The 2,100-nt window shown below is 49.3% G+C and carries 2 protein-coding genes; both read left to right on the top strand.

Going from position 1 to position 2,100, the window contains the following annotated elements; genetic code table 11:
- The first annotated feature begins 258 nt into the window (after nucleotides 1-258).
- On the top strand, nucleotides 259-1,233 hold the full coding sequence (locus ACT3UQ_RS19610) for a hypothetical protein (RefSeq protein WP_444637807.1): 975 nt from the start codon (nucleotides 259-261) through the stop codon (nucleotides 1,231-1,233).
- Nucleotides 1,202-1,735, top strand: a complete 534-nt coding sequence (locus ACT3UQ_RS19605; protein ID WP_443441312.1) for a hypothetical protein — start codon at nucleotides 1,202-1,204, stop codon at nucleotides 1,733-1,735. Before ACT3UQ_RS19610 ends, ACT3UQ_RS19605 begins: the two co-directional genes overlap by 32 nt.
- Nucleotides 1,736-2,100 lie beyond the last annotated feature (365 nt).

The following is a 2,100-nucleotide window of genomic DNA, read 5'->3' as shown; positions in this document are numbered from 1 at the left end:
GGGTTCCCCTTACGGAACACCTGAATCGTCATGTAGCGGTGCGGCTCAAGTGACCGATGAAGCTACCCGTCGCACTCCATGGGAGCCTGCTTTAAGTGTGTCTTAAACGAACGATTTTGATACCCCTCAGACATGTCGTTCACTCATGGACTGAAATGCTATCTGGGGCTCACCATACTCCGCTCAGTTATCTCTAAATGTCGGCCTAATGCTGTAAGTTTCATTTGAGATCTAGTTTCGATTGTTATGGGGGAGCAGATGGCTAGAAGAGTCCTTACTATTCATGAATTAACTTTTCGTGAGAAGGGCAAGCGCGAAGGAGCTGGACGTGTTTTCGCGCCGGTTGATCTACTAGGTAGCGATCTCCTAGATATATTCTCCGATTGGTTGAGTAGGCTGACAAGAGAAGATACCGTCGACAAAAGTAAAAACACTTGGGTCAATGTGACAGGTATATCCAGGTACGCTTCGCGGGTCGTTGTAGTAGAAACATCAGTCGGTTCCAGCGGTGAGTCCGGGGAAGTAGTCGATTCAGAAACCGGCGAATCCGAATTCCAGCTTTCGTCGCGCCATGCACCAACTGGAACAACTCGCACACTTCTTCTAGTTCCTGAAAAAGGACGCTCCGCATTCTTGATGACAGAATCTTCACGCCGTGGCGCGGGCGGGATCCGTCTTCGCCAATTGTTTTCTGAACATATAGCTGACCTCCTACGCCTCATTAAGATGGACTGCTCCGCTGTGTCGGAAGGCGACGCTTGGGCAGAACATGCCAAGTTGAAAGAGGTTGAGCTCAGAGTCGAGGGTAAGTCAGTCGACGCTGCAGACGGCGTACACGTCGAAGTGGGGGCCATATCTCATATCGCAAGACCGCATCGCCGTGCATTCTTTAATCGAGATCTTCTTGGAAAGTTGGCAACTGACAAGAGTGCAGCAAAGCGAGTCGTCGGCATTCCAGTCGATGAGGATCATGAAAAGGAAGATATTTATGTCACGTTGGTCGACGGCGAGCGACAAAAGAAATTTTTAGTTGATGGCGGGGGCGCTCCAAGCTTTCGGTTGGTACTCAACGAAGACAATACCGAGCAGCTAATTGTGGACGACCTGGTGGCAAAGTGCGTTGAGCAGTTATCTGAAATTGCGGGAATAACCGGCAAAATAAATTGGGAGCCGCGCTGGAGCGATAGTCTAGGAGCAAAACATGGGGAAGCTGTCCCTCTGGCGAATTCCTAGAGATCATTTTCTAACACTCAGGAACGGGCAAACGGGAAAGATTCATGTCCCGGATTATTTGATGCAACTGGGAATACCCGTGGCTTTAAGTGCTATCGCTTGGTTTCTAGACTTCAGGTTGGTAAAAGTAGACAACGCTGTTGCTGGGATTTCTATAGTTTCCGGACTTTTATTCGCTGTTGCGGTGTTCCTCTTCCAGCTACGAACCTCCTTGCCCAATAATCCTCTAATCATCGATGCCGATTTGGAACTACTGGATGAGATAATGTTCAACTGTCTATGGGCAATGCTTTGGGGGCTGCTACTGGTCTTCTTCCTAGTGATTGTTGGATCTACCGAGTGGGTCGGAGCTCCTGCAAACCTCGATCCCAGTGAAGAGACGATAATTCGTATTATCTCGTGCTTCTCCATTGCTGCGGGGGGCCATCTGCTAATGGTCCTCACCATGTGCCTCAAGAGAATCCATCGAGCTTATGAGCGTATTGCTATGGGACGAAACTAGATCTGCCTGATGCCTATTTGAGGATAGAACACACGCCAGCAGCTAGTTTCGGTGTAGAGCGCGACGTTCATCTGAAACCTCACGATGTGCGGCAGGAACAAATAAAGTCTTTTCTGATGGGAAATCCTGTTATCCGTTTGCTCCGGATCCAGGTACTTTTGATGGCTCCCTGATGAGACCTTCAGAGTTGTAGGTCAGTGATCCGATGCTTGAAGAACCTCAAGACTAGGGGTTCTCTTCAATCTGAGGAGCAGACCTCTTCAGATCAATATAGTCAGCCATAGGTGCGGCTGCTCTTGACGCATGCTGGGCGATGATTCCAGGACTATAGCCAAGCAAGTCCATGAGGGTGCGTCCGTCAACTT

The organism is Glutamicibacter sp. AOP12-B1-11, from assembly GCF_052379245.1.
Lineage (GTDB): Bacteria > Actinomycetota > Actinomycetes > Actinomycetales > Micrococcaceae > Glutamicibacter.
This window is presented reverse-complemented; position numbering and strand designations above follow the sequence as displayed.

Bases quoted from the DNA above. Each gene is read 5' to 3' on its own strand.
- ACT3UQ_RS19610 (WP_444637807.1), top strand. From the start codon at position 259: ATGGCTAGAAGAGTCCTTACTATTCATGAATTAACTTTTCGTGAGAAG.
- ACT3UQ_RS19605 (WP_443441312.1), top strand. From the start codon at position 1,202: ATGGGGAAGCTGTCCCTCTGGCGAATTCCTAGAGATCATTTTCTAACA.